The sequence below is a fragment of the Hominilimicola sp. genome (assembly GCF_046972485.1).
GTDB lineage: Bacteria > Bacillota > Clostridia > UBA1381 > UBA1381 > Hominilimicola > Hominilimicola fabiformis.
On the sequence record NZ_JBKVWU010000153.1, the window covers coordinates 1 to 4,592 of the forward strand.

Genomic DNA, 4,592 nt, shown 5'->3' on the forward strand with positions numbered 1-4,592 from the left:
ATATTGAGGACGCAAACATAAAAGTAATGATGGGAACGGAAAAACGTTCGAGAATTATTACCGAAAAAGAAAAGAAACTTACGGCATTTCACGAGGCAGGTCATGCTGTTTTGGCAAAACTTGTCGATAAAACATCGCATATTCATAAGGTGTCAATAATACCGCGTGGCAGAGCAGGCGGATATACGATGTATGTGCCTGATGAAGATAAAATGTACACATCAAAAAATGAAATGTTGGACAGAATAATTGTAATGCTTGGCGGCAGAGTAGCCGAAGAACTTACAATGGACGACATCAGCACAGGCGCGTCAAGTGACATTCAGCGTGCAACTGACATAGCACGTCAAATGGTTACAAAATACGGTATGTCAGAGGCAATCGGCCCTGTATCGTATGATGACGGCGGCGAAGTGTTTATCGGACGTGATTTTGCACACTCAAAAGCATATTCCGAAAAAACAGCCGCAGATATTGACGCGGAAGTAAAGCATATAATGACTTTACAATACCGGAAAACTGAACAAATTCTTACTGAAAATATGGCTGTACTTACACGAGTGGCTGAAAAACTTCTTGAAAAGGAAACTATTGACGGTCAAGAATTTGAAGAATGTTTTAATATATAAAAAGGAGGAAACAATAATGGCACAAGTAACAAAAAAGACTCTAATCGGTGAGGCTTTAAGCATAGATGAAGAAATCGCTCCAATACTAATGGGTATCGGAATGCACTGCCTTGGCTGCCCGGCATCACAGGGCGAATCACTTGAGGAAGCTTGCATGGTTCACGGCGTTGACGCTGACGAACTTGTAAAGAAGATTAATGACTTCTTGGCTTCAAAGTAATAATTTAAAGCAGATAACCGTAGCTTATGCTACGGTTATTTTTTTTATAAAAGTGAACATATATATGATTTAGATTGAATTATACGACAAAATGTGAGAAAATTATTATATGCGAACTATTACCAATGTGTATCAAAAAAAATGTACCGTCAATGATAAAACATTTATCATTGTATGAAATGTTTAAATAAAGTGTCGGTTTTTGTGCAGAGTATACTATAACATAATACGTTCAATTGCTATAATAAATTCAACAAATAAACAAATAGAAAGCGATGGCAAAGGCGTCATAAAAAACGCAGCCATCGCTTTTTGTATTAAAAGATGAGGTGAGTCAAATGCTAAGGATTGATAAGGTAACAAAAGAATTTCCACAGAGTAGTGGCGGAAGAAAGCGAGTACATGAAGACATAAGTCTTAAAATCGAAGATAACGAATTTGTCTGTATCTTGGGTAAAAGCGGATGCGGTAAAAGTACACTCCTAAATCTTCTTGCCGGATACACTGTACCGGATTACGGAGCCTTGTATCTCGATAAAAATATGATACACGGAGGGGGATTGTATTTCAGGAATACGCGTTATATCCGTGGTACACAGTATTGCAGAATGTAGCATTTGGTCCATCGGTAAGAAAAGACCTGAATGCAGAAGAAATTGCAATGAAGTATATCAAAATGATAGGACTTGAAAAATATAAGGATTATTATCCGGACAGCCTTTCAGGCGGTATGAGACAGAGAGTCGGAATAGCAAGAGCACTTGCAAATAATCCGAGAATATTGTTAATGGACGAGCCTTTTTCGGCGCTTGACCATATACGCAAGAGGGAATTAACAGTATTAATCCCGTATTGATAAGAGCGGCAATGAGTTTGGGAGCAAACCAATGGCAGATATTTAAAAGAATTACATTTAAAGCGGCATTTCCGAGTATCATTTCAGGTATGAAAACAAGCCTGGCACTTGCATTTTCGGGTTTGGTAGTTGCAGAAATGATGGGTTCGGATATAGGTTTAGGATATATCATAGTAGACTCTAAAAACTGGTTCAGAGTTTCGGATATGTTTATGGCAATGTTTCTTATTGCTGCCGAATACCTTGTTATTTACTTCCTACTTTCTTTCCTTGAAAAGAAGTTATTCAAATGGAAAAAGACAGGTATATCAGCAGTAGTTGAAAATAATTAAGAAAAAAGAATGGAGGAAAAGATTATGAAGAAGAAGGTCTTGCAAAGGGAATGACAGAACCATACGGACATGCGGTTTCAAGACCGCCTGTTGTAGCAGTTGAGGCAACTGAAAGAGCGATTTTACTGGCTAAGCTTGCTAAAGCATCGTTGTATGTTGCTCACGTAACTGCTAAGGGGGCAATGGAGGCAATCAGAGATGCTTATGCAGACGGTTATCCTATTTTCGGAGAAACGTGTACACACTACTTAACACTTACAACAGATAATCTTGCAAAGCCGAATTTTGAAGGCGCAAAATATGTTTGCTCACCGGCACTTCGTTCGTAAGAGCATTTGGACGCATTGTGGGGAGCAGTTGAAAAAGGATATTTGAATGTAATCAGTTCTGATCACTGCGGATTTAACTGGAAAGACAATAAACATCAAGGTAAAGATAATTTTGTGAATATTCCTAACGGTGCGCCGGGTATGGGTGACAGAATGAATGTGATTTGGACATACGGTGTTGAAACGGGAAAAATATCACGTCAGAAATACGTTGAGCTTTGTTGCACAAATCCTGCAAAAATAAACGGAATATATCCGCAAAAGGGTGTTATTGCTCCGGGTTCGGATGCGGATATTGTTATATTTGATCCTGAATATGAGGGTGTATTTACAAATGCGGACAGTTTGCAAGGCGTTGATTATTCTACATATGAAGGTATGAAACAAAAGGGCAGACCGGATAAAGTTTTTCTTCGCAGTGAACTTGTTGCAGATTGCGGAAAATATGTAGGTAAAAGCGGAACCGGTCAATTTGTAAGTGCAAAACCGTTTGGTTTGTGCTATGAATAAAGGAGTAATCTTATGACGGAACTTAAATTTAAAATAGGCAAAGAAGAATTAAAGGCAGTTTTGGAAGAAGAAAAAGCACCGCTTACTTGTGAATTTTTCAAAAAAATGTTGCCGATAAAAAATAAAATAATTCATGTTCGTTGGAGTGGTGAGGCTGTTTGAATTCCGTACGGAGATACAAAAACAGGACTTCCTCCTGAAAACGCAACGACATATCCGAAAGTAGGAGAAATGGTTTTGTATCCCGGCGGTGTAAGTGAAACTGAAATGATGTTGGCATATGGCTGTTGCCACTTCGGAAGTAAAGCCGGTGAGCTTGCAGGCAATCATTTCTTGACTATAACAGAGGGTAAAGAAAAACTTATGGATATTGGCAGAGAAATTTTATATAACGGTGCAGAAACTGTTGAAATTTCAATATTATAAATTTATAGAAAAGGTCGGTGCATAATGCACCGACCTTTTGGGTTATTTAAAATGTTAATGTATGTACACATTCAAAAACATGTCCGCCGGATAGTGAGATAATATCGGTTTTTTCAGCTATATTGTGATTACTGTCAACATAATCGGGAAGACCGTTCCATGGTTCGATACATATATATTGAGCGTTTGGAATTGTCCATAAAAGCAGATTTTTAAAATCAGAAAAATCAATAGCTACCGTATCGCCTGTAATATTGTTTTTTAGCTTAACAGTTTTTGATTTCAGATTACTGAATATCAAAGTGTCGAATTCCATATAACTGTATTTTAAAGGGAGTTCACAAGAATCATCAGTGATTTTTTGTACTTTATGATTTAGAAAACCATCATTGAGGAGCAGAGTTTCAAAACTTTCGCAAGTGTCAAAAACGAGCGAGTAGTTTTCTATGCCTCCGTCACACGCATATGCCTCATGGGCACCGATTGAAAAATACATTGTTTTTGTGTCAGTGTTTGTCACCGAATACTTAATATGTATACTGTCATTTTTTAACGTATATATAATTCTCAGTTCAAAGTGAAAAGGATAATGTTTTAGTGTATCGGAACTTTCTTTAAGTAAGAATATGACCTCCGTGTCTATGGATTTTTCAATTTCAAATACACTTTTTTTGGCAAAACCGTGCATATTCAAAGAAAATTCCTTGCCGTCAATTATAAACTTGTTGTCTGCAAGCTTTCCGCAAATCGGAAATAATATCGGTGAATGACCCTCCCATATATCGGGATTTCCTTCCCAAATGTACTCTTTTTCACTTTTCTTCAGACTTTGAATTTCCGCACCCAAAGTTGAAATTTTTACTGTTAAATTATTGTTTTTCAGAAAAATGTTATTCATATGTTTTCTCCTTAATATATTATTAATCAATATCGTTATCCTTTTTAAACTGCAAAGACAATATTGATACGCAAATGAGCACCGCTGACCATATTTCTGTGGAGAATATTTGGATTGATTAAAACAATATCGGATGTGCAAAGCTCATAAACTCTGTCCTCAACCAGCATTTTACGATTGCCTGACACCAAATAATAAATCTCAAATGAATTATGATAATGGAAATTTTCCATATCCCGGTTACGATTAACTGTGCTTTCATTTATATAAAAAATTTTTCGGAAATGAAATTATCGCCGTTCATTACATATTCCCTCTAACATTGATGATTTTATCATTGTGTATTAAAAAAGTCAATATGTCTAAAAAATAAATTCTATTGTTCAATATAT

At 36.5% G+C, this 4,592-nt stretch carries 6 protein-coding genes and 3 pseudogenes; 7 read left to right on the top strand and 2 right to left on the bottom strand.

What is annotated here, in order from left to right; genetic code table 11:
• The 7 genes and pseudogenes from ACLTU0_RS10875 to ACLTU0_RS10905 all read left to right on the top strand — a co-directional run.
• Positions 1–629 (top strand): annotated as a pseudogene (locus tag ACLTU0_RS10875) (hypothetical protein); the annotation flags it as partial.
• A 16-nt stretch (positions 630–645) separates the two neighbouring features.
• Positions 646–849 (top strand): DUF1858 domain-containing protein, encoded by a 204-nt coding sequence (locus tag ACLTU0_RS10880; protein WP_022229254.1) that lies wholly within the window; start codon positions 646–648, stop codon positions 847–849.
• A 338-nt stretch (positions 850–1,187) separates the two neighbouring features.
• Positions 1,188–1,705: pseudogene (locus ACLTU0_RS10885) on the top strand (ABC transporter ATP-binding protein).
• Positions 1,706–1,722: 17 nt separating this feature from the next.
• Entirely contained in the window at positions 1,723–2,037 is a 315-nt protein-coding gene (locus ACLTU0_RS10890; protein ID WP_412322455.1) for an ABC transporter permease, read from the top strand.
• A 50-nt stretch (positions 2,038–2,087) separates the two neighbouring features.
• On the top strand, positions 2,088–2,366 hold the full coding sequence (locus ACLTU0_RS10895; protein ID WP_412322457.1) for a hypothetical protein: 279 nt from the start codon (positions 2,088–2,090) through the stop codon (positions 2,364–2,366).
• Positions 2,367–2,372: 6 nt separating this feature from the next.
• Entirely contained in the window at positions 2,373–2,876 is a 504-nt protein-coding gene (locus ACLTU0_RS10900; RefSeq protein WP_412322459.1) for an amidohydrolase family protein, read from the top strand.
• A 12-nt stretch (positions 2,877–2,888) separates the two neighbouring features.
• Positions 2,889–3,302 (top strand): annotated as a pseudogene (locus ACLTU0_RS10905) (DUF3830 family protein).
• Between the two features lie 46 nt (positions 3,303–3,348).
• Here ACLTU0_RS10905 and ACLTU0_RS10910 read toward each other — a convergent pair.
• Positions 3,349–4,200: an aldose 1-epimerase family protein gene (locus ACLTU0_RS10910; RefSeq protein ID WP_412322461.1), complete on the bottom strand. Its 852-nt coding sequence runs from the start codon at positions 4,198–4,200 to the stop codon at positions 3,349–3,351.
• 44 nt (positions 4,201–4,244) lie between these two features.
• A complete protein-coding gene (locus ACLTU0_RS10915) occupies positions 4,245–4,433 on the bottom strand; it encodes an AraC family ligand binding domain-containing protein (RefSeq protein WP_412322463.1) in 189 nt (62 codons plus the stop codon).
• Positions 4,434–4,592: the final 159 nt, after the last annotated feature.